The sequence below is a fragment of the Solibacillus daqui genome, assembly GCF_028747805.1.
Classification (GTDB): Bacteria; Bacillota; Bacilli; order Bacillales_A; family Planococcaceae; genus Solibacillus; species Solibacillus daqui.
On record NZ_CP114887.1, the window covers coordinates 988,509 to 1,011,301 of the forward strand.

A 22,793-nucleotide genomic window follows, 5' to 3' on the forward strand; every position below is an offset into this window, starting at 1 on the left:
CCAAAAGTCAATAGACACTCGAAATTAATATAATTACAATTGAAGTATTAAGTTGTCGTGACTAAAGGATTGGCAAAAGTAAATGAGGTGAAAAATTTGAATTTATTTGGTGGTACGATTAGCAAATTAGAAAAAGGACTTTCATATGCTACGCTAAAAAATAAAGCGATAACACAAAATATAGCGAATGTTGATACACCGAATTACAAAACAAAAGAAGTAAGTTTCCAAGATATTTTTAATGAAGCGAAAGAATCTTCTATTTCTGCAAATCGCACGGATGCGAGACACTATGATTTTTCGATTGAAATAGGAACAAGCGGTGTATACTCAAACGAAAATTTCCGAACAAGACCAAATGGAAATGCTGTAAACATGGATGCAGAGCAAGCTAAATTAGCGGAAAATACTATTTACTATAATGCATTGATAGAGCGATTAAATAGTAAATTTTCAACATTAAACACGGTAGTAAAGGGAGGTAGATAATTATGTCGATTTTTCATAGTATGAATACAACTGCGTCGGCATTAACTGCACAACGTTTAAGAATGGATGTTATTTCCTCCAATATTGCCAATGTTGATACAACAAGAGCAAAGCAAGTAAATGGTGAGTGGGAGCCATACCGAAAAAAATCAATTACATTGAAAGAAAATGAAGGACAATTTTCAAGTTTTTTGAACATGGCAATGGGGAAAACGGTAAAGGCTGGAGTAGGAAACGGCGTAAAAGTAACTTCTATTAAAGAAGATACAGAAACACCTTTTAAATTAGTTTTTGACCCTACACACCCAGATGCAAATGAAGATGGTTATGTTCAAATGTCAAATGTTGACTTATTAAAAGAAATGGTGGATTTAATTTCAGCTTCACGTTCTTATGAAGCAAATATTACAGCATTTAATGCAAACAAAAGCATGTTAACAAAAGCGCTTGAAATTGGGAAAGGGTGATAACTAAATGGCGATAAATGCAGTTTCGTTTATGTCTCCTGCACAATCTACGAATGAAGTGAGTCAGAGTAACCAAATAACATCAGCGAATGCACAACAACAGTTTGCTGACGCTTTAAAAGAAGCCATTAGTAGTGTAAATGAGCACCAAAAAACATCAGATATGATGACACAAAAATTAATAAGTGGTGGAGATGTTGATTTATTTGAAGTAATGGTTGCTGCTCAGAAGGCGAGTGTTACTTTAAATACAACTATTGAAATTCGTAACAAAGCTGTAGAAGCTTATCAAGAAATTATGCGTATGAGTGTATAATTATTTTGTTTAACGAATAATTACTTGTTGGGCATTCACTATAACCGGAGGATTCATAATGAATGAACGATTTACAAAAATTAAAAGCGACTCCACTACCTTTTGGCAGAGTCGAACGAAAAACCAAAAAGGTGCAATGATTGGTGGTGCTGTAGCGATTATTGCGCTTGCAGCTGCTATTACATATTTTTCGACCCGCACAACGATGGTGCAACTTTTCCCAGAAATGTCTCAAGCAGAGGTGGGAAGCATAACAGAAGTACTTACTTCTCAAGGGGTTAAGTATGAAGTAACAAATGGAGGGACAACGATTTTAGTCCCTGAAAATCAAGTGCAAGACTTACAGGTATCTCTTGCTTCTCAAGGGTATCCTGACTCAGGAGAAATCGATACATCTTTCTTCACATCTAATGCTGGTTTTGGTATGACAGATAACGAATTCAACGTTATTAAAAAAGCGGCTATAGAAACAGACTTAACAAACCTATTACGCAAATTTGATGGTGTAAAAGATGCAAAAACAATCATTACATTACCAGATGAAGGTGTATTTCTAAAGGATGCTCAAGGTGAGTCAACAGCAGCAATTGTTTTAACAACATCACCAGGTCATAAATTTACAGATGATCAAATTAAAGGACTATTTAATTTAGTCGCAATGAGTATTCCAAACTTATCGAAAGAAAATATTCAGATTTCCAACCAATACGGTGATTACTATGATTTAGAATCTGCTGAAAATGGCGGTAATGGTATTAATACTGTAGAAGGTCAAATGGACGTTAAAAAAACAATCGAACGTGATCTTCAACGCCAAGTGCAACAAATGCTGGGCACATTAATTGGTCAAGATAAAGTAGTTGTAAATGTTTCGGCTGATATTGATTTTAAAAAAGAAAATCGTGAAGAAAACTTAGTGCAACCTGTGGATGAAGAGAATATGTCTGGCATTGAAATTAGTGCACAGCGTATTACAGAGACATATTCGGGTGGTACAGCAGCAGCTGGTTCTCCAGAAGCTGAAAACGCAACAGATAATTTCGTTGATTACATAGAAGGTACAACAGGCGATGGTGATTATGAACGTGTAGAAGAAACGATTAACAACGATGTCAATCGTATTCGACGTGAAATTCAAGAAAGCCCATATAAAATCCGTAATTTAGGGATTCAAGTAATGGTTGAACCACCAGGCACTGCAGAAGAGTTTGATCCAAGTATTCGTACAGACATTGAACAAATTTTATCAACAATTGTTCGTACATCAATTGATCAAGATGCTGCTGGTGACTTAACAGATGAAGAAATTGCAAATCGAATCGTTGTATCAGTACAACAATTCCAAGGTAATGATGCTGAAAATGCTGAACCTGAATCAATTATTCCTTGGTGGGTATGGGTTATTGGCGGTATCTTACTAGTAGCAATTGCATTATTAGTGCTTTATGTATTACGAGCGCGTAAACGTAAGCAAGAGGAAGAAGAGCTAGATATTTTAGAACAACAACAGCAATTAATTGACGTTGAAGATATTTCAGAAGAAAAAGAAACGGAAGCGACTGTACGCCGCAAGCAACTAGAAAAAATGGCGAAAGAAAAGCCAGAAGACTTTGCGAAGCTATTGCGTAGTTGGATTGCTGACGAATAATAGGAGGTTCGGTTCTTGTCCAAGAAAGATAAAGATTTATCAGGAAAGCAAAAGGCTGCTTTACTGCTAATTTCTCTAGGGCCAGAAGTTTCGGCTTCTGTTTATAAGCATTTAAGTGAAGAAGAAATTGAACGTCTGACACTTGAAATTTCGAGTGTAAAAAAAGTGGAAGCTTCGGTGAAGGAAGATATCATCGAAGAATTTCACCAAATTGCGTTAGCACAAGACTATATCACGCAAGGTGGTATTGGTTATGCGAAAACAGTGCTAGAAAAAGCATTAGGTGCTGAACAAGCACAAGCAATTTTAAATCGTTTAACATCATCTTTACAGGTGCGCCCATTTGATTTTGCGCGTAAAGCAGATCCGTCACAAATTTTTAACTTTATTCAAAACGAACATCCGCAAACGATTGCTCTTATCCTATCTTATTTAGATCCAGGGCAAGCAGGGGTTATTCTTTCTTCATTACCACAAGAAGTACAGGCAGATATCGCAAAACGTATCGCCATTATGGAATCAACATCACCAGAAGTTATTAGTGAAATCGAATCTGTATTAGAGCGGAAATTATCGTCTACTGTTACGCAGGATTACACGGAAACAGGCGGTGTAGATGCAGTGGTCGAAGTATTAAACGGTGTGGATCGTCAAACAGAAAAAACGATTCTCGATGCACTTGAAATTCAAGATCCAGAGCTTGCAGAAGAAATCAAAAAACGTATGTTTGTATTCGAAGATATTGTTACGCTGGACAACCGTTCAATTCAACGTGTTATTCGCGATTGTGAAAATGAGGATCTATTACTGTCGATGAAGGTTTCTTCAGACGAAGTAAAAGATATTATTTTCCGCAATATGTCACAACGTATGGCTGAAACATTCCGCGAAGAAATGGAAATCATGGGTCCTGTCCGATTACGTGATGTGGAGGAAGCTCAGACTCGCATTGTAGCGGTTATCCGTCGATTAGAAGATGCAGGTGAAATCATTATTGCACGTGGTGGAGGAGATGACGTAATTGTCTAGAATCATCCGTTCAACGAATGCACAATCAACTGAAGAGAAATCAAGTGTTGAAATTAAACTTCATAGTTTCTTTGAGCCTATCCATTATGGAGATGCAGCAGAAGAGCTTGTAGACGATACTCCTCAGTTAACGTTAGAGGAGATTCAACAAGAACGTCAAATGATGTTGCTTCAAGCTGAACAAGAAATTGAACAACAAAAGCGAGAATTTGATCAATTTCGTAATGAGCAATTGCAAGCAGTAGAGGCATTAAAGCAAATGTGGGAAGAAGAAAAGATCGTACTTCAACAAGAAGCATATGATTCAGGTTTTGCCCAAGGGTATGAAGACGGCGTGCATAAAGCAAACGCAAATATGCAGCAGTCCATTCTTACAGCAAATGAAACAATGCGTAATGCGCAAGTAAATGCAGCTGCCTATATTGAATCGCAAGAGTCGGTATTATTGGAGCTTGCCTTAACATCAGCCGAACGTATTTTAAATACCAAATTAGAGCGAGACGATGAGGCCTTTGTTTCAATTATTGAACGTGCTCTAAAAGAAGCGCGAGAAATGAAAGAAATAAAAGTCTATGTTTCACTAAAATATCACAAAATTCTGACGGCGCATCAAGCAGAATTAGCTGAAATGTTCCCGCCAAACGTACAGTTCTTAATCTTTGTTAATGAAGATTTACAAGAAACGGAAAGCTATATCGAAACGAATCATGGACGAATTGTTGTATCTGTAGACGAGCAATTACAGGAGCTGCGTAGACAATTATACGAATTAATTGAAAGTAAGGAATGATACGGATGAAAACGGCTCAATTAATTGAACAAATTCCTAATCTTAATACATTTAAAAAGTATGGAAGAGTGACGAGAGTAGTCGGTTTGATGATTGAGTCTCAAGGTCCGGAAAGTTCAATCGGCGATGTTTGTAAAATCCATGTACAAACTTCGAAAAATGGTCCTCAAGTTATTTTAGCGGAGGTAGTAGGATTTAAGGATGAAATTGTAATATTAATGCCTTATTCTTCTCTAAAAGAAATTTCAATTGGTTGCCTTGTGGAAGGGACGGGAATACCGCTTGAAGTCAAGGTTGGACCAGAATTAATTGGAAAAGTATTAGATGCTTTAGGTAACCCTTTTGATGGGCAATCTTTACCAAAAGGATTAACTTCTGTCCAAACAGAAAAAGAACCACCAAACCCTCTAAATCGCCCGCCTATTGATGAGCAATTAGAGGTAGGTGTAAAAGCGATTGACGGGATGCTTACAGTAGGTAGTGGTCAGCGTGTAGGTATATTCGCAGGTTCTGGTGTAGGTAAAAGTACATTGCTCGGAATGATTGCACGTAATACGAAGGCTGATATCAACGTTATTGCACTAGTTGGTGAACGTGGGCGTGAGGTTCGGGAGTTTATCGAACGTGATTTAGGTCCTGAGGGGTTAAGTCGTTCAGTGGTAGTGGCGGCAACAAGTGACCAACCGGCATTAATGCGTATCAAAGCTGCATTTACTGCAACGGCAATTGCTGAGTATTTCCGAGATCATGGCAAAAACGTCATGCTTATGATGGACTCTGTAACACGTGTTGCAATGGCGCAACGTGAAATTGGATTAGCCATCGGGGAACCGCCAGCGACACGAGGATATACTCCATCTGTATTTGCTATTTTGCCATCATTGCTAGAGCGTTCTGGTACGAACATTCATGGAACAATTACCGCATTCTATACGGTACTAGTTGACGGTGATGATATGAATGAACCAATTGCTGATGCGGTACGAGGGATATTAGATGGACATATCGTATTAGATAGAAACCTTGCGAATAAAGGCCAATATCCAGCAATAAATGTGTTAAAAAGTGTAAGTCGTTTGATGAATCATATTGCTGAGCCAGAGCATGTCAAGGCAGCAAGTCGTTTACGTGAGCTGTATTATACATATTCAAAGTCCGAAGATTTAATAAATATTGGCGCTTATAAACGTGGAACATCAAAGGATATTGATGAAGCCATTCATTATGAACCACTTATAACTTCGTTTTTAAAGCAAGGATTTAAAGATAAGGTTTCGATTGAACAAACCGTTCAAGAAATTAAGACATTATCGAATGGTGGTGCGAAGTAATGACCAAATACACGTATCGCTTTGAAAAAATTTTAGTCGTAAAAGAACAAGAAAAATCAGAAACAGAGCTTGCTTTTAAAGAATCTGTTCGGGTGTTTGAGGAAATTGCGACTAAACTTTATGATTTATTAAAGAAAAAAGAAGATTTAATAGCGTATCAACAAGAACGATTAACAATAGGTTCTTCAATCGACGAAATTAATCATTACTCGAAATTTATCGATAGTATGGAAAAAACAATTGCAGATGTGCAACTAAAAGTAATGCAAGCACGTGCCAAAATGAATTGGCACGAGGAAAAGTTATTAGAAAAAAACTTGGAAGTACGCAAATACGAAAAAATGCGTGAAAATGACTTCGAACAATTTAAAGAAGATCAATTACGTATAGAAGCAACTCTTTTAGACGAGCTTTCGACAATTGCGTATTACAAAAAGGAAATCAGGTGATTTCGTGGCAAAAAAAACAAAAGAACAACTAGAGCTCCAAATGGAAAAAACAGAGATGGAGATGGAAGAACAATCTCCTGGTTTTTTCAAAAAGTTTTTTTATTTATTTTTAATTCCACTTATGTTCATCATTGCGCTTTGTTTAATTTTAGCAACAGTAACAGAGTATAACGTATTTAAAATGGCGGATGATGCAATTGAAAAAATTCCATTCATCGGCTCAAGTGATGATGGGAAAACAGTTGTTGAAAATAGCTCATTAAACGAACAAAAAGTAGTAGAGTTACAAGCTGAAATTCAAGAAAAAGAATTGCAAATTACAGAACTTCAATCACAAATTGATTCTTCAGCAACAGAAAAGGAAGAGTTATTAGCTGAACAAGAACGATTGAAGTTTGAAATCGAAAAATTAAAACGTAATCAAGAAGAATCACAGAAAGAATTTAATGAAATTTTAACTACATTTGAAAAAATGTCTGCGAAAACAGCTGCACCAATATTAGTGCAAATGAGCGATACCGAAAGCTTAAGAATTCTGTCGAATATGAAGCCAGATACACTTTCAGCAATCTTTACAAAGATGTCTCCAGAAGATGCAGCTCGTTATACAGAGCTTCTATCTCAAGAATAGTCAAACTTGAAAGGAGGTGGAAAGAATGAATATCGCAATGTTACAAGCAATGTCTGCAAATAAAGTCCAGCAACCTACACAAAAAAATGCCGTTGAAAAAAGTGCAACAGACTCTAATACGTTTGGTAGTGTCTTTAAATCGATGATGTCAACAAATAATTCAACTGAAACATCTTCTACTACATCTACGGAGTCATTAAATAATGTTGAAGAAATTGCTACAACTTTAGCAACTGACTCCTTAGAAGATTTATTAGCACAGTTAGGAATTGAAATGGACGAGGCTGGATTATTCGTATTTGTGGGTGAAGATCAAATGCCTGTTGCCATGGATGTAATGCTCTCGTTAGAAAACTTAACAGAAATTTTAGGGATAACACAAGAGCAATTAACCGAAATTATCCAGCAGCTAGTAGGACAAGATACACAGCTTGAACTTACAGATGTATGGTCAATTATTGAGCAAGCACCAGCAATTTTAAGTGAAATTATGGCAGCATTACAAGGCACACAACAATCAAATATCTCGACAAATGAGATGGAGAAAGTTGTTCAATTTTTAAAGCTAGCGGAATTAGTCGGTGCAAAAGTTGATACGGTATACCAGCAAGAAGTACAGCTTTCAAGCTTAAAAGATGCTTTACTTGCATTAGCAAATCAAGCGCAGCAATCAGTACAGGCACAACAAACACCTAAAACAACATTTGAACAAGTGGTTCAGCAAGTAACGCAACAACAATCAGCTCAGACAACGCAACAAACATCTGTAAAAACTGAAACAGAACAACCGACAGTAGGCTTGCAGCAGCAAGTAACGCAAACAAAAACGGTAACAATTACATTACCAGCCGAAAAGCCAGCACAATCGGAAGCACTTGTTAAAGAAATTCAAAACTTAATTAACCGTAGTCAAGTTTCTGGGCAACAAGGAAATATGAAATTATTCCTGAAATTATTCCCGGAAAATCTAGGGCAAATTCGTATTGAATTAGTACAAAAAGATGGCGTATTAACGGCTCGTCTATTAGCAACAACTTCATTAGGTAAAGAGTTACTAGAAAATAATATTAACCAACTAAAAGCAGGATTTGTTTCACAAAACATTCAAATGGATCGTATCGATATTGCGCAATCTTTACAAGATGCTGACCGCAATACACGTGATCAAAGTTTCTTTAATAACTTCTTCGGTCGTCAAAAAGAAGAAGATAAAGGGCAAGACAACGATAGTGAAGAAGATACAATTTCCTTTAAAGATTTATTAAGTGAGGAGGTAGAGTAGATGGCAGGCATTACAAATGATTATTATATACCAACAAATGATCCCAACTTCAAAATAACAGACAAACAAGATAACGGTGCTCTTGGTAAAGATGCGTTTTTAAAAATTTTAATTACTCAACTTCAAAATCAAGATCCAACAAGTCCGATGGATGATAAAGAATTTATCGCACAAATGGCGCAGTTCTCATCTTTAGAGCAGATGCAAAATATGACAAAAGCGATGGAAGATTTATTAATGTCACAACAACAATCACAAATGATGAGTTATTCAACATTTATTGGGAAAGAAGTAAAGTGGCATGAAATAACGGAAGAATTGGATAGTGAAGGCAAACCAGTTATAAACGAAGGAACAGGTGTCATTAAGGAATTAAAATTTGTTGATGGCGGTGTCGTGTTTGTATTAGCTGACGGCAAAGAAATTTCACCTGGTAATATTTCATCCATTTTAAGTGGGGGAACAACAGAAACAGCACCACCTACTCCAGCGAACCCAATCGTGAAAGCAAGTGAATTATTAGGGAAAACCGTACAATACAAGTCTCCAACGACTGATGAACTAATTAATGCGGTTATTGAATCCATAGTTCATAAAAAGAATGGAGACATCGAATATATTTTAAATGATGGGTCTCGTCTAACAAAAGATCAATTTACAGTAATTGAAGATTCGAAGGAAGAAACAGACGAGGATAAAAATTCTTCTGAATCGGAATCTGTAACTGAATAAGAGGTGATAGAGATGAATCGCGTTCGTATTCAACATATTCCGTATCATCCTCCTATACAACCGACTGTAAAACAACAGGTTAATGCAACGACTAAGCAATCGTTTATTGATCATCTAAAGCAAGCAGCGGAGCAACAATTAAAAATTAGTAAGCATGCCACTGAACGTCTGAATGAACGAAATATTGCAATTTCAGAAGGAGAATGGCAGCAAATTACTGAAAAAGTATTTGAAGCGAAAGATAAAGGCGTTAATCAACCGTTAGTGTTATTAGACCAAGCCGCATTAGTCGTGAGCGCGAAAAATGCGACTGTGATTACGGTGTTAGATCGAAATGAAGCAAGAGAGCAACTATTCACAAATATTGACGGTACGATTGTTTTATAGGCCGGACCTTCAGAAGTAAGGATGCCTATTGCTGTGGACTGATTGAAACAGCAACGAGAAAAGATAAGATCCAATGTAAAATTGAAGATTGAAGGGAGAACGACATTTTATGTTACGTTCAATGTATTCAGGTATATCAGGATTAAAAAACTTCCAAACCAAACTAGATGTTATTGGTAACAATATTGCCAACGTTAATACGTACGGTTTCAAGAAAGAGCGTACAATTTTTAAAGATTTAATTTCACAAACACAATCAGGTGCTTCAGGTCCATCTGCTTCGCGTGGTGGTGTCAATGCCATTCAAGTTGGTTTAGGTTCACAATTAGCTGCAATTGATACGATTCATAGTCCAGGTTCAATGCAATCTACTGGTCGTACATTAGACGTAGCTATTTCGGGTGATGGATTCTTCATGGTAGCGGATTCTGCTGCAGAAGAAATGCCAGATGTTGAGGATATGGCTTCTTTAACAGAAAACGCACTTTACGGTGAAGGTTTTACAAATACACAATATACACGTGCAGGAAACTTCTATATGGATCGTAATGGATTCTTAGTTAATGGCGATGGTAAATATTTAGTTGGCTATGCTAACGAAACATTATACGGTGAAGTAGATGAGGATGCTACAAGTGAATCGGATAACGATAAAGCTACTGCGGCAGGGGAAATTGGCGTAGATAATTTATATGAAGATGGCGCTATTTCGATTGAAACAAATGCAATCAAAATCCCTACAAATGCTCAATCAATGTCAATTGGACAAGATGGTTCTGTACACTATGTTGATGTGAACGGGAAGTTACAATTCGCTGGTCAATTAATACTTGCTAAATTCCCGAATGCATCAGGTCTTGAAAAAACAGGCTCTAACTATTTCCAAGTGACAGCAAACTCGGGAGATCCATTAGTTCAAGTAGGTACACAGGCAGGTATTGGCTCTGTGCAATCGAACTTCCTAGAAATGTCTAACGTTGACTTATCTGAAGAGTTCACAGAGATGATCGTTGCACAACGTGGTTTCCAAGCAAACTCTCGTATTATCACAACATCTGACGAGATTTTACAAGAGCTTGTAAACTTAAAACGATAATTACCTAATTTAACATAAAAACTCATTGTAAAGGGGGGTCGGGCCGGCTCTCATAGAAGGTCCGGCCCTATTTCAATGATAGAAATAACAAAGCTAAATGGTAAAACATTTACTTTAAACGCTCTATACATAGAAACAGTCGAAGCATTTCCTGATACTACTATTACGCTGACGACTGGGCGTAAATTCATTGTTTTAGAATCTGAAGAACAGGTGCGACAAAAGGTGAAAACCTTTTATCAACATATACAAGTTTTATCAAACCCGCATCTAAGAGGTGAAGAAAATGAAGAATAATAAATTATTAACGATTATGCTCATTATCTTAGTGACGATTACGTTAATCGGTGTTATCGTGGTAGTGTTATTAACACAACTCGACAAAGGAGAACCAAAAGGTCCAACAATCGATGAAATTGTTGAATCTGCGGTAGATATTCCAGAAATTACGACAAATTTAGCAGATGGAAGCTTTGTTCGAATTTCATTAAAAATCCTAGCATCAGATAAAGATGCTGGTGATGAGTTATTGAAACGTGATTTCCAAGTGAAAAATATTGTCATTCAAGAACTTTCTGAAATGGAAGAAGAAGCTTTAAAGGGAAAACAAGGTAAAGTTACATTCCAAAATGCCATTAAATCGCAAGTAAATGAGTTAATGCAAAATGGTGAAGTAACACAAGTGTACATTACTTCTTATGTACTTCAATAACCGATTCAATTACAACTTGAATCATCATGAAATGGAGGTGGGCAAATGGCGGGAGATATAATGTCACAGTCTGAGATTGATGCGCTTTTATCGGCCATCTCAACTGGCGAAATGTCAGCAGCAGACATGAAAAAAGACGAAGAAACACGCAAAGTAAAAGTATATGACTTTAAACGTGCACTTCGTTTCTCAAAAGACCAAATCCGAAGTTTGACCCGAATACACGAAAACTTTGCTCGCCTGTTAACAACATTCTTTTCAGCACAGCTAAGAAGCTATGTTCAAATAACAGTAGCATCGGTTGACCAAATTCCTTTTGAAGAATTTGTTCGTTCCATTCCGAATATGACCTTAATAAACGTATTCGAAGTACCACCACTAGATGGTAATATTTTGATGGAAATCAATCCGAATATCGCCTATTCTATGTTAGATCGAATAATGGGTGGTACTGGTACGAGTCATAGCAACGTGGATAATTTAACTGAAATTGAAACTAAAATAATGACGAATCTATTCGAGCGTTCTTTCGACAATTTACGTGAGGCTTGGGAAAATATCGCTGAAATTGACCCGATGCTTGTAGAATTAGAAGTGAATCCTCAATTCTTACAAATGATATCGCCGAATGAAACGGTTGTCGTTATTTCGTTAAATACGATTATTGGTGAAACAACAGGGATGATTAATATTTGTATTCCTCACGTTGTACTTGAGCCAATCGTGCCAAACTTATCAGTTCGTTATTGGATGCAAACTAATACAAAAGAAATGTCTCCAGAGCAAACTAAAATGCTTGAAACACGCGTGAAACAAGCAAATTTACCAGTCATTGCTGAATTAGGAACAACGGATATTACGATTGAAGATTTCTTAATGATGGCAATGGGAGATGTCATTCAATTAGATCAAAAAATTGAAAACCCATTAACATTAAAAGTCGGGAACTTACCGAAGTTCACCGTACAGCCAGGTAAATTAAATAAAAAAATGGCTGTTCAAATTATCGACCCTTTGAAAGGAGGAGACGAAGATGAGTGATGAAATGCTCTCCCAAGAAGAAATTGAGGCTCTATTAAGGGGCGAGACACTAGAGGATGTTCCTGCAACTAACCAAAGTGTAGAAACAGAAGAAATTAAAGTTGAAGATCATTTAAGTCCAATAGAAATTGATGCATTAGGTGAGGTTGGAAATATATCTTTCGGTAGTTCGGCTACCGCACTTTCGTCTTTACTAGGACAAAAAGTTGATATTACTACACCTAGTATTGCAATGATTAATCGAAATCGTCTGGAACATGAATTCCCACATCCGTATGTTGCCATTCAAGTGGAATACACAATTGGATTATCAGGTATGAACTTATTGGTAATCAAACAATCGGATGCAGCAATTATTGCAGACTTAATGCTAGGTGGAGATGGGTTAAATCCTAAACCAGAATTAAGTGAAATTCAATTAAGTGCTGTTCAAGAAGCAATGAATCAAATGATGGGTTCTGCTGCAACATCTATGTCTACTATGTTTAACCAAAAGGTAGATATTTCGCCACCTTCAATCGATTTAATGAATATTTCGAAAAATGAAGGTGCTGATAATATCCCACCAGATGATTTATTGGTGAAAATTTCATTCCGATTACGAATTGGTGAGTTAATCGATTCAAATTTAATGCAACTATTACCTTTAAAATTTAGTAAAAAAGTAGTAAAGTCATTAATGGGAGAGACTGATGAACCAGTAGCTACTATAGCGCCAGCACCACCGACACCAGCTATACAATCTGTACCTCAGTCAGAGCCAGTACAACAGCCTGTTCAGCAACCAATGCAACAACCGGTTTACCAGCAACCAATGTATGAACAACCAATGCAACAACCGATGTATCAGCAACCAATGTATCAACAGCCAATGCAGCAGCAACCTGTGTATCAAGCACCACCTGCCAATATTCAACAAGCTCAATTTGCAAGCTTCGATTCAGCGAATATTTCGCAAACTGAAGCACGCAATTTAAATATGTTACTAGATATTCCATTACAAGTAACTGTAGAGCTGGGCCGTACAAAACGCTCAGTAAAAGAGATTTTAGAGCTATCTAGTGGTTCAATTATTGAGCTTGATAAACTTGCAGGTGAGCCTGTTGATATTTTAGTGAACAGTCGCTTAATTGCGAAAGGTGAAGTTGTAGTAATTGATGAGAACTTCGGCGTTCGAATCACAGATATTTTAAGTCAAGCAGATCGCTTGAACAATTTAAGATAGTTTTCTAATTGGAGGAATCAGAATATGTCTAAAAAGATTTTAATTGTTGACGATGCAGCTTTTATGCGCATGATGATTAAGGATATTTTAACGAAAAATGGTTTTGAAGTTGTAGGAGAAGCAGCAGACGGATTACAAGCTGTAGAAAAGTACAATGAATTACGTCCTGATTTAGTAACAATGGATATTACAATGCCTGAAATGGACGGTATTGCAGCATTAAAAGCGATTAAAGGTACAGACCCAGGTGCAGTAGTAATTATGTGTTCAGCAATGGGGCAACAAGCAATGGTTATCGATGCGATTCAAGCAGGCGCAAAAGACTTCATTGTAAAACCATTCCAAGCTGATCGTGTAATCGAAGCAATTCAAAAAGCTTTAGGTTGATCATATGCAAGCAAAAAACTCATTTCGAATTTGGCTAGTTGTTGGAATAGTATGGTTAACTGTGCTGTTCTCACCAATTTCAAATGGCACTTTTGCGATGGTAAGTAACGTATACGACGACTGTAATGAAAACCCTGAATTATGTTCAGATGAAAACATTTCAAAAGACAACTCAACAGATGCCGAAACAGAATCTACTGAGTCGGCATCTGTTAGTGTAGGGGTATGGGACTACATAAAAATCGTATTAGCCCTTGTATTTGTCATTGGGCTATTATTAGTAATTATTAAATTTTTAAATAAGCGTAACTTAGCGTATCAACAAAATACCATAATCAAAAACATTGGTGGTTTGTCTGTAGGACAGCAAAAATCCATACAATTATTACATATCGGTAAACGAATTTATGTAGTCGGTGTAGGGGAAGATATCCAATTGATTAAAGAAATTGAATCTGCTGAAGAAGTTGAACAATTACTGAACCAAATTGAGCAAAGTCAAAAAATGGTGATAACACAACCATATATTACGGAATTATTTAAGAAATTCTCAAAAAAAGATCAGCCAAAAGATATTTCGAATAGTCCAAAATTTAATGACATGTTTAGTGAAAAATTAGATGAACTCAAGCAACAACGAAGTGATGAATTAGAGCGTTGGAAAGAACAGGAGCGTGATAAACGATGAACGATCTGCTGTCTGTTTTTTCAGAAAGTGATCCGAGTAATGTTTCGACATCGATTACGCTTTTATTCCTACTGACGGTCCTCTCATTAGCACCAAGTATTTTAATTCTAATGACGTCGTTTGCACGTATTGTAATTGTCCTTTCTTTTACACGTACGGCACTTGCGACAAACCAAATGCCCCCAAACCAAGTAATTATTGGTTTGGCATTATTTTTAACATTCTTTATTATGGCACCAACTTTTTCTGAGGTGAATGAGCAAGCGCTTCAGCCATTATTCGATGAAGAAATCGGGTTAGAAGAGGCATATGAGCGAGCGACAATACCTTTTAAAGAGTTTATGTCAAAACATACAAGACAAAAGGACTTAGAGCTGTTTTTAGCATATAACGAAGCAGAATATCCAGAAACGATTGAGGAAATTTCGTTAACTTATCTAGTACCAGCCTTTGCCTTAAGTGAAATTAAAACAGCATTTCAAATGGGCTTTATGATTTTCATTCCATTTTTAGTTATTGACATGGTCGTTGCAAGTACACTTATGTCAATGGGGATGATGATGTTGCCTCCAGTAATGATTTCACTACCATTTAAAATTTTATTATTTGTACTCGTTGATGGTTGGTATTTAGTAATGAAATCTTTACTTCAAAGTTTTTAGGGGATGATACAAAATGACACAAGAAATGGTCATTGCAATTGCAGAAAACGCAGTGTTTACGGTATTAATTGTCTCAGGACCACTATTGTTGGTCGCATTAATATCAGGCTTAATCGTAAGTATTTTTCAGGCAACAACTTCGATTCAAGAGCAAACATTAGCGTTCGTACCAAAAATTGTCGCTGTGTTAGTAGCGCTCATTTTTTTTGGACCGTTTATGATTTCGAGAATGACAGATTATTTTTATGGCATTTTAAATAATTTAGTGCGATTTATTGGGTGAATCGATGACAGAGCTACTTGACGTATTGCCTAATATATCTATTTTATTATTAATTGTGGTTCGGGTTTCTGCATTTTTTGTATCAGTCCCTTTATTTTCATATCGAACAATTCCTCAACAAGTTCGAATTGTTCTAGCGGTTGCGTTAGCATGGATGATGTATTATACATTCGACATAGAGCCATTTGAAATTAATGGAGAATACATATTGCTCGTTTTAAAAGAAGCGTTGATTGGATTGATGCTAGGCTTAGCTGCCACAATGGTAATGTCGGCTATACAGATTGCTGGTGGCTTCATAGACTTCCAAATGGGATTTGCCATGGCTAACATTATCGATCCACAAACGGGTACACAATCGCCTTTAATGGGGCAATTTTTAAACTTTCTCTCACTACTATTATTACTTTCTATAAATGGCCATCATCTAATTTTAGATGGCATTTATTATAGTTATCAGTTTATGCCAATGGATCAATTTTTCCCTAATTTTGGGGAAGAAGGAACCGCACTTTTTATTATGAAAATGTTTGTCGCTGTTTTTGCTATAGCGTTTCAAATGTCAGCTCCAATAGTTGCAACACTATTTTTAGTAACGTTAGCGCTAGGGATTACTGGGAAAACTGTTCCTCAAATGAATATTTTCGTTATTGGTTTCCCGATTAAAATCGCAGTTGGTTTTCTTGTCTTAATCGTCACTATGGGTGTATTAGTTGGAGTTATGAAAGAACTAATTGAATATATGATTATTTCTTTACGTGATTTAATGGTTATTTTAGGTGGTGAATAGCGTGGATATGAAGCTATTAGTATTGTTAGATCTTCAGTTTTTTGCAGGTGAAAAAACGGAGAAGGCGACACCAAAAAAGCGACAAGATGCACGTAAAAAAGGACAAGTTTTAAAAAGCCAAGATGTAACGGCAGCCGTGTTATTGTTAATTACCTTTTTCTTTTTGCTATTTTTTGCGCCATTTATGTTTGAAGGTGTAAAGGGCTTTTTATTGCAGGCGCTAAATCGCAATCTTTTAATTGAAACATTAAATGAAGATACTGTCATGGATATGTATGTGGAGTCCTTAAAGGAAATGGCGATTATTACGTTACCAATAATGCTGGTTGCTATGATTGCAGGTATTGGAGCTAACTTTTTTCAGTTTGGCTTATTATTTTCAACAGAGACATTAAAACTTGATTTAAAAAAAATGGACCCGATTAAAGGGATTAAAAAAATTATTTCAGTTCGTGCGATTGTCAACTTAGTGAAATCCTTATTAAAGGTTACGTTAATTGGCGCGGTTACGACGATTGTTATTATTGTTTATTTAGAAGAAGTTCTTTCGTTAGCATTACATAGTCCCGGACAAATTTTAGCAACAGTTGCGTATTTATCGGCTATTATGGGCATTGCGGCTTCGCTAATGTTAGTCGCCATCGCGTTATTTGACTACATTTACGAACGTTTCGAATATGAAAAGCAATTAAAGATGTCTAAGCAAGATATTAAAGATGAGTACAAAAACTCAGAAGGGGATCCGCTCATTAAATCAAAAATAAAGCAGCGTCAACGTGAAATGGCGATGCGCCGTATGATGCAAGAAATTCCTTCAGCAGACGTTGTTATTACAAACCCAACGCACTACGCAATTGCGTTAAAGTATGATGAAAATGAAATGGATGCACCAAGAGTTGTTGCGAAAGGTACGGATTTTGTAGCGCAAAAAATAAAAATGATTGCAAAAGAACATGATGTCATTATGGTTGAGAATCGACCATTGGCACGCGCTATGTACGATCAAGTGGAAATAGGACAAGCTGTACCAGAGGAATTTTTCAAAGCGGTGGCAGAGGTTCTTGCTTACGTATATCGTATTAAGCGCAAAATTTAACGTAGAATTTCAGGAGGGACAACAATGCAAATACGCGACATGGGGGTTTTAGCTGCAGTTATTATGGTTGTAGCAATGCTCATCATCCCTCTCCCACATTGGTTATTAAGTTTTTTAATTATTGTTAATATAACACTCGCATTACTAGTATTATTAACGGCAATGAATATGAAAGAAGCACTAGACTTCTCAATTTTCCCAACCGTTATTTTATTATTAACACTGTTTCGTTTAGCGTTATCTGTTTCGACTACACGTGCAATTTTAGCAGAAGGGGATGCAGGTAAAGTAGTTGAAACATTTGGTAATTTCGTAACGGGCGGAAATATATTAGTCGGTCTCGTAATCTTCTTATTACTCGTTATTATTCAGTTTATCGTAATTACGAAAGGTTCGGAGCGTGTTGCTGAGGTAGCTGCACGTTTCACATTAGATGCGATGCCGGGTAAACAAATGAGTATTGATGCCGACTTAAATGCTGGTATCATATCTGAAAAAGAAGCGCGTGAACGTCGTGAAAAAGTATCTGGCGAAGCAGACTTTTATGGAGCTATGGACGGGGCGACAAAATTCGTAAAAGGGGATGCCATTGCATCGATTATCATGGTAGGGATTAACTTACTATTCGGTATGATTATTGGTATGGTGCAAATGGATTTAAGCTTTGGCGAGGCGGCTGCGAAATATTCGATGTTAACAGTCGGTGATGGTCTTGTATCACAAATTCCAGCACTATTAATCTCTACTGCAACGGGTATCGTAGTAACGCGTGCTGCCTCAAAAGGGAATCTTGGTGCAGATATTACAGATCAACTGTTTGCACAATCCAAGTTATTATATGTAGCAGGTGCGACGATTTTCTTATTAGGTTTATTTACACCAATTCCAGACTGGATTACAATTCCAATCGCAGCCGCTTTAGCGATAGGTGCATACTTAATGGATAATAAAAAAGTCGAAACACCAGAAGAAATTTTGGAGTTCGAAGAAGAAGTAGCAAGCGATACGATGAAAAGTCCAGAGAATGTTATTAATTTATTGAATGTTGACCCAATTGAATTTGAATTTGGTTACGGGCTTATTCCTTTAGTAGATGCAGCACAGGGCGGGGATTTACTGGACCGAGTTGTTATGATTCGTCGTCAGTTAGCACTGGAGCTAGGTATTGTCATTCCTATTGTGCGAATTCGAGATAATATTCAACTTCAACCGAATGAATACCGCATCAAAATAAAGGGTAATGAAATGGCACGTGGTGAACTATTGTTAGATCATTATTTAGCAATGAGCCCTGGTGACGATGATTCGATTGATGGTATTGATACAATTGAACCTTCATTTGGTCTTCCGGCGAAATGGATTACTGAAGAAGTAAAAGAAGACGCAGAAATGTATGGCTATACAGTAGTTGACCCGCCAAGCGTCGTATCTACACACTTAACGGAAATTATCCGTGCAAATGCCCATGAGTTACTAGGTCGACAAGAGACGAAGCAACTCGTCGATCACTTACGCGAAACCCATGCGATTTTGGTAGACGATTTAATTCCAACACCACTTTCAATTGGAGAAGTACAAAAAGTATTGGCAAAGATATTGCGTGAAAATGTATCTGTCCGTAACTTACCAATTATTTTCGAAACACTTGCTGATTATGCAAAATTAACAAGTGATACGGATATATTGACGGAGTATGTTCGTCAGTCATTGGCACGTCAAATTACGGCACAATATGTTGCTGGTCAACCGGCCTTAAAAGTGATTACAGTTTCAGGGAATGTTGAAAAATTAATTTCCGATAGTATTCAGCAAACGGATCACGGGAATTATTTAGCAATGGACCCTCAAGAATCACAGTTTGTACTAGAAGCAATTGCAAGAGAAGTAGAGCGTATTTCATATATGGAACAATCGCCAATTATTCTATGCTCACCAGGTGTTCGTATGTATTTAAGACAATTAACAGAACGTTATTTCCCTCAAGTTCCGATACTTTCATATAACGAGCTTGATGCAGCAGTAGAAATTCAAAGTGTAGGGGTGGTGAATGTTGAATGAAGATGAAAAAATATAATGCACCATCTATTGCAGAGGCTATGAAGCAAATTCGTGCAGATTTAGGTGACGATGCCGTTATTTTAAATTCTAAGGTTGTTGTAATTAAGAAGTTTTTTGGATTAGTGAAAAACAAAAGCTATGAAGTAGTAGCGGGCTATGATCGAATCGAAAAGAAGCCGATGATTCCATCTTTACCAGACATCCCATCGTTTACAACTAATGATAAAGAACAGCCATATATACTAAGTCAACCAATGATTCAACCTGAGAAGCCCGCGCCAGCGAAAGCTCCTCAGGCCAACTCATCATTACCAGAAAATCTGGTAAAAGAAATTGCGGATTTAAAAGCTATCATGCAGTCTATGCAACGCATGTCGACACAATCTCAATATCCAGATGAACTCTTACCATTTGTCGATTTTTTAAAACAGCAGGAACTTGGAGAAGAGCTTATCACGGTAATTTGTGATGAGCTTTTTATGCATTACAATAATAATGGTAACATTATTACATGGGATGAAATGCAAACAATTGCCAAAGACTTTTTACGTAAAGAACTCTATGCGTTGCCGATAAGTGGATTGTCATATGAAAAAAAATACATCAATGTCTTAGGTCCAACAGGCGTTGGAAAAACAACTACAATCGCGAAAATGGCTGCGCGCTCTGTTTTAGAAAAGAAAAAGAAAATCGGCTTTATCACAACCGATACGTATCGAATTGCTGCAATTGAACAATTAAAGACGTATGCAGCATTACTCCAGGCACCAGTGGAAGTTGTTTATAATGCAGAGGATTACGCTGCAGCAATAAAAAAGCTATCCCATTTAGATTTAATTTTTATCGACACAGCCGGACGCAATTACCGTGAAGCAAAGTATGTGGATGATTTAAAGGCATTAATAAATTTTAATGAACAAGCAGAATCATACTTAGTATTAGCCTTGACAGCTAAGCAAAAAGACTTAGAGTCCATAATTGAACAATTTAAGGACTTAATAATTGAGAAATTTATCTTTACAAAGTTAGATGAGACAAATTCTATTGGCACTATGTTTAATTTAATGATTAAATATAATAAAGGACTCGCGTACTATACTAATGGTCAAGAAGTACCAGAGGATATCGAACAGCCAAGTAGTGATAGTCTACTAGAGCTTTTTTTCAAGGAGAATTTAGATGAAAGATCAAGCTGAAAAACTTCGCCAAAAAATGCTTGGGAATGATGTAGGGATAGGTCGGTCGATTGCGGTGATTAGTGGGAAAGGCGGAGTTGGCAAAAGCAACTTTACAACGAACTTTGCTGCAATGTTGGCTAAATCAGGTAAAAAAGTAGTAATATTGGATATGGATATTGGAATGGGCAATGTGCATATTTTAGTTGGAAAATCCGTGAAATATAGTTTAAAGGATTACTTAGATGGAAATTTAGCTTTAGAGGATGTTATGGTTACGACTTCTGAAGGTATGAATTATATTTCAGGTGGTTCGGGCATGTCTTCGTTAATGGATTGGTCACCAGAAGTATTCGGTCGATTACTTACAGCGTTAGAGACTCTTCAAAGAGATTATGACTTTGTGCTGTTTGATATGGGCGCAGGTATTGTTGATTGGTCATTGGAATTATTGACATCACTTGACGAAATGATTGTCATTTCAACAGCAGAACCAACATCGATTATGGATGCCTATTCGATGATGAAATTCATCCACTTAAAAGATGACTCGAAAACATTTTATATTTTATGTAATCGGGCTTTTAATATTGAAGAAGGTCAAGATACGACAAAACGTTTAAAAACTGTGATGGAGCATTTTTTAAAAAAAGAAGTTGTCGTATTAGGATCATTACCAGAAGATCCAGTAGTTCGCCAAGCAGTTCGTCAGCAATCATTGTTTACAACATCATATCCAGATGCACCCATTTCACGAACAATGAAAAAAATTGTCCAGCAATTTTTACATTATCAAAATGAAATGGAAGAGGTACATGCTGGTGAAAAATCGAATAAGTTCATATCAAAATTAAAAAGCATCTTTTCGAAAGGTCGTGAGTAAATGGACAACGCAAAGAAAAAAAAGTTATTAGTAGTTGATGATTCGGCATTTATGCGGAAGTTAATTAGTGATTTTTTTACTGACCATTTACAAATTGAAGTTGTGGGGTCTGCGCGCAATGGGAAAGACGCAATTAAAAAAATTCAACAGCTAAATCCAGATGTTGTGACGATGGATGTTGAAATGCCAGAAATGAATGGTTTAGACGCACTAAAAGAAATTATGGTTCAGTGCCCAGTACCTGTTGTAATGCTTTCGAGTACCACTCAAAAAGGTACAGAAAATACGTTAATTGCAATGGAGTATGGAGCTGTAGATTTTGTAGCTAAACCAAGTGGCACTATTTCATTGGATTTACACAAAATCCAAGACGAGCTCGTACATAAGGTTATCGAAGCAGCAAGAGTACCAATAGCAAAATTGAAAAAGCCAATTTCTTTTTCAACAACTTTAACAACAAATAAACTATCGACACCAGAAAAAACAGCAATGGTTACGTCGAGTATCGTACCACCAAAGCCGGCGCCAGTTTTTAAGAAACCTACAAATCAAGTAGATTGGAATAAACATTCTAAAAAAATTATTTTAATCGGGACATCAACTGGGGGACCTCGAGCTTTACAAGAAGTTATTACAAAAATTCCTGCCAATGTTGATGCGCCAATTTTGATTGTACAGCATATGCCAGCAGGGTTTACAAAATCACTTTCAACAAGGTTAGATCAATTAAGTCAAATACATGTAAAAGAAGCAGAACAGGGCGATATATTACAAAAGGGGACAGCTTACATTGCACCAGGTGGTTACCACTTGAAATTACGTAAAGTCGGTTCAACTTTTGCGATTGCACTTGATCAAAATGAGCCGCCTCGTTCGGGTCATCGTCCTTCAGTGGATGTGATGTTTGAAGATGTTAGTCAATACTCAGACTTCGATAAAGTAGCTGTGATTATGACAGGTATGGGCTATGATGGTTCAAAAGGGCTTGTTGCTTTAAAGAAAACAGGAAATGTAATTGCAATTGCAGAGTCAGCAGATACATGTATTGTATATGGAATGCCAAAAGCTGCCGTGGAAACGCAGCTCGTTGATGAAGTGGCAGATGTTGATGATATTGCACAAACAATTATGAAATATATGCCTTAA

General features: G+C 36.8%; 27 protein-coding genes. All 27 read left to right on the forward strand.

Annotated elements, in window-relative coordinates; genetic code table 11:
- The first annotated feature begins 96 nt into the window (after positions 1-96).
- The 27 genes from flgB to O7776_RS04730 all read left to right on the forward strand — a co-directional run bounded on the left by flgB (position 97) and on the right by O7776_RS04730 (position 22,793).
- A complete protein-coding gene (gene flgB, locus O7776_RS04600) occupies positions 97-489 on the forward strand; it encodes a flagellar basal body rod protein FlgB (RefSeq protein WP_274310443.1) in 393 nt (130 codons plus the stop codon).
- Between the two features lie 2 nt (positions 490-491).
- Positions 492-956, forward strand: coding sequence for a flagellar basal body rod protein FlgC (flgC, locus tag O7776_RS04605; RefSeq protein ID WP_274309448.1), 465 nt, complete (start codon positions 492-494; stop codon positions 954-956).
- A gap of 7 nt (positions 957-963) precedes the next feature.
- Positions 964-1,272 carry a flagellar hook-basal body complex protein FliE gene (gene fliE / locus O7776_RS04610; protein ID WP_274309449.1) on the forward strand — a complete coding sequence of 103 codons (309 nt, stop codon included), beginning with the start codon at positions 964-966 and terminating at the stop codon, positions 1,270-1,272.
- Between the two features lie 58 nt (positions 1,273-1,330).
- Positions 1,331-2,920 (forward strand): flagellar basal-body MS-ring/collar protein FliF, encoded by a 1,590-nt coding sequence (gene fliF / locus O7776_RS04615; RefSeq protein WP_274309450.1) that lies wholly within the window; start codon positions 1,331-1,333, stop codon positions 2,918-2,920.
- Between the two features lie 15 nt (positions 2,921-2,935).
- The gene (gene fliG, locus O7776_RS04620; RefSeq protein ID WP_241367979.1) at positions 2,936-3,949 is read left to right on the forward strand and encodes a flagellar motor switch protein FliG; all 1,014 of its coding nucleotides are present in this window, start codon (positions 2,936-2,938) and stop codon (positions 3,947-3,949) included.
- Entirely contained in the window at positions 3,942-4,739 is a 798-nt protein-coding gene (locus tag O7776_RS04625) for a FliH/SctL family protein (RefSeq protein WP_274309451.1), read from the forward strand. Before fliG ends, O7776_RS04625 begins: the two co-directional genes overlap by 8 nt.
- A gap of 5 nt (positions 4,740-4,744) precedes the next feature.
- Positions 4,745-6,070, forward strand: coding sequence for a flagellar protein export ATPase FliI (gene fliI, locus O7776_RS04630; protein ID WP_274309452.1), 1,326 nt, complete (start codon positions 4,745-4,747; stop codon positions 6,068-6,070).
- Positions 6,070-6,519, forward strand: a complete 450-nt coding sequence (gene fliJ, locus O7776_RS04635) for a flagellar export protein FliJ (RefSeq protein ID WP_274309453.1) — start codon at positions 6,070-6,072, stop codon at positions 6,517-6,519. The genes fliI and fliJ overlap by 1 nt, the downstream gene beginning before the upstream one ends.
- Before the next feature lie 4 nt (positions 6,520-6,523).
- On the forward strand, positions 6,524-7,150 hold the full coding sequence (locus tag O7776_RS04640; protein WP_274309454.1) for a MotE family protein: 627 nt from the start codon (positions 6,524-6,526) through the stop codon (positions 7,148-7,150).
- A 25-nt stretch (positions 7,151-7,175) separates the two neighbouring features.
- Positions 7,176-8,432 (forward strand): flagellar hook-length control protein FliK, encoded by a 1,257-nt coding sequence (locus O7776_RS04645; protein WP_274309455.1) that lies wholly within the window; start codon positions 7,176-7,178, stop codon positions 8,430-8,432.
- Complete coding sequence (gene flgD / locus O7776_RS04650; RefSeq protein WP_274309456.1) at positions 8,433-9,164, forward strand: flagellar hook assembly protein FlgD; 732 nt, start codon at positions 8,433-8,435, stop codon at positions 9,162-9,164. It abuts the gene before it with no gap.
- 12 nt (positions 9,165-9,176) lie between these two features.
- Positions 9,177-9,551: a TIGR02530 family flagellar biosynthesis protein gene (locus tag O7776_RS04655; protein WP_274309457.1), complete on the forward strand. Its 375-nt coding sequence runs from the start codon at positions 9,177-9,179 to the stop codon at positions 9,549-9,551.
- Between the two features lie 109 nt (positions 9,552-9,660).
- Positions 9,661-10,647 carry a flagellar hook-basal body complex protein gene (locus O7776_RS04660; protein WP_274309458.1) on the forward strand — a complete coding sequence of 329 codons (987 nt, stop codon included), beginning with the start codon at positions 9,661-9,663 and terminating at the stop codon, positions 10,645-10,647.
- 75 nt (positions 10,648-10,722) lie between these two features.
- Positions 10,723-10,944 carry a flagellar FlbD family protein gene (locus O7776_RS04665; RefSeq protein ID WP_274309459.1) on the forward strand — a complete coding sequence of 74 codons (222 nt, stop codon included), beginning with the start codon at positions 10,723-10,725 and terminating at the stop codon, positions 10,942-10,944.
- Positions 10,934-11,359: a flagellar basal body-associated protein FliL gene (fliL, locus tag O7776_RS04670; protein ID WP_274309460.1), complete on the forward strand. Its 426-nt coding sequence runs from the start codon at positions 10,934-10,936 to the stop codon at positions 11,357-11,359. Before O7776_RS04665 ends, fliL begins: the two co-directional genes overlap by 11 nt.
- Before the next feature lie 45 nt (positions 11,360-11,404).
- Entirely contained in the window at positions 11,405-12,400 is a 996-nt protein-coding gene (fliM, locus tag O7776_RS04675) for a flagellar motor switch protein FliM (protein ID WP_241367990.1), read from the forward strand.
- Positions 12,393-13,625, forward strand: coding sequence for a flagellar motor switch phosphatase FliY (fliY, locus tag O7776_RS04680; protein ID WP_274309461.1), 1,233 nt, complete (start codon positions 12,393-12,395; stop codon positions 13,623-13,625). Before fliM ends, fliY begins: the two co-directional genes overlap by 8 nt.
- A 24-nt stretch (positions 13,626-13,649) precedes the next feature.
- A complete protein-coding gene (locus O7776_RS04685) occupies positions 13,650-14,012 on the forward strand; it encodes a response regulator (RefSeq protein WP_274309462.1) in 363 nt (120 codons plus the stop codon).
- A gap of 4 nt (positions 14,013-14,016) precedes the next feature.
- Positions 14,017-14,700: a flagellar biosynthetic protein FliO gene (locus O7776_RS04690; protein WP_274309463.1), complete on the forward strand. Its 684-nt coding sequence runs from the start codon at positions 14,017-14,019 to the stop codon at positions 14,698-14,700.
- Positions 14,697-15,362, forward strand: coding sequence for a flagellar type III secretion system pore protein FliP (gene fliP / locus O7776_RS04695; RefSeq protein ID WP_274309464.1), 666 nt, complete (start codon positions 14,697-14,699; stop codon positions 15,360-15,362). The genes O7776_RS04690 and fliP overlap by 4 nt, the downstream gene beginning before the upstream one ends.
- 13 nt (positions 15,363-15,375) lie before the next feature.
- Positions 15,376-15,645, forward strand: a complete 270-nt coding sequence (gene fliQ / locus O7776_RS04700) for a flagellar biosynthesis protein FliQ (protein ID WP_241367995.1) — start codon at positions 15,376-15,378, stop codon at positions 15,643-15,645.
- A 4-nt stretch (positions 15,646-15,649) separates the two neighbouring features.
- The gene (gene fliR, locus O7776_RS04705; RefSeq protein ID WP_274309465.1) at positions 15,650-16,435 is read left to right on the forward strand and encodes a flagellar biosynthetic protein FliR; all 786 of its coding nucleotides are present in this window, start codon (positions 15,650-15,652) and stop codon (positions 16,433-16,435) included.
- A gap of 7 nt (positions 16,436-16,442) precedes the next feature.
- On the forward strand, positions 16,443-17,531 hold the full coding sequence (gene flhB, locus O7776_RS04710) for a flagellar biosynthesis protein FlhB (RefSeq protein ID WP_241368650.1): 1,089 nt from the start codon (positions 16,443-16,445) through the stop codon (positions 17,529-17,531).
- Between the two features lie 24 nt (positions 17,532-17,555).
- Positions 17,556-19,589: a flagellar biosynthesis protein FlhA gene (flhA, locus tag O7776_RS04715; protein ID WP_274309467.1), complete on the forward strand. Its 2,034-nt coding sequence runs from the start codon at positions 17,556-17,558 to the stop codon at positions 19,587-19,589.
- A complete protein-coding gene (flhF, locus tag O7776_RS04720) occupies positions 19,586-20,785 on the forward strand; it encodes a flagellar biosynthesis GTPase FlhF (RefSeq protein WP_274309468.1) in 1,200 nt (399 codons plus the stop codon). Before flhA ends, flhF begins: the two co-directional genes overlap by 4 nt.
- The gene (locus tag O7776_RS04725; RefSeq protein WP_274309469.1) at positions 20,769-21,647 is read left to right on the forward strand and encodes a MinD/ParA family protein; all 879 of its coding nucleotides are present in this window, start codon (positions 20,769-20,771) and stop codon (positions 21,645-21,647) included. Before flhF ends, O7776_RS04725 begins: the two co-directional genes overlap by 17 nt.
- Entirely contained in the window at positions 21,648-22,793 is a 1,146-nt protein-coding gene (locus O7776_RS04730; protein WP_274309470.1) for a protein-glutamate methylesterase/protein-glutamine glutaminase, read from the forward strand.